The 874-nt window shown below is 44.6% G+C and carries 1 protein-coding gene; it reads right to left on the bottom strand.

From position 1 onward, the window contains the following. A partial coding sequence (locus R7R78_RS25150) for a cache domain-containing protein (RefSeq protein ID WP_225474504.1) occupies positions 1-725 on the bottom strand: 725 nt, incomplete at its 3' end. Positions 726-874: the final 149 nt, after the last annotated feature.

Raw genomic sequence — 874 nt, 5'->3', positions numbered from 1 at the left:
CGCTCAGGAATAATATCGCCATACAAGCGCGACTCGTCAGGACTCGCGATATAAAAGCCGTTGTGCTTAACCAACTCGATGTGGAAATCTCGCACTGGTGAATAGTTGAGAAGGGATGACAGATACTCGATATCGACATTCAACACTAAGTAACCCTGTCGAACGTCATTCACTGAAATTGGCATCAAAATGCGTAGTGACGGACTTAGCGGATAAACCAACTCACCTTTGTCCCTTTCAAGTTCAATCCCCCAAGCTGAGATTTGCTCGTTATCCAAACTCTGCGCGTATTTAAAATACTCTCGCGCAGATTTATCTCGAAGGATCAATGATGGGCCAGCGATGCCGGTTTTGAAATCGTATTTAATGCGAACTTTTTCGGTGCCAGAGGTATCGAGAAAACGGATCTGCTTGTACAATTTTTGGTTGCGAGCAACCGAGCTCCACATGTTCTCTAAGATGGTCAGATTGGCTTTACTGGGTTCACGTAAGTAATCGTAAAGGCTTTGACTGTGACCAAGTAGGTCGCTGATGGTTTCTATCTGATCTTGAATATTGTTGTATTCGCGCCCGGTGTAAGCCAGTTGGTGTAAGGCTTCTTTGGCGGTGTTTTCAACATTATTCGCTAAGAGGGCTTGGTATTTCTGGTAGTAGTAGGTGGCGGTGAGGGCACTAAAGAATAGTGCTGTCGCCAATAATGTGCCGACCAGCTTTTTTACTTTCACGCGTCCTACAGCCTATGATGCCTACTAAAACGACAATTATATCATTATTTGGCAGCATCTAAACAAAAAGCCACTGTAATACAGTGGCTTTTCGGTCAGATATGAGGCTTGTTAAGGCTTTAACGCTCGTTCTCCACGGGCAATACCTA

This window comes from Vibrio sp. 2134-1 (assembly GCF_033339495.1).
This window is presented reverse-complemented; position numbering and strand designations above follow the sequence as displayed.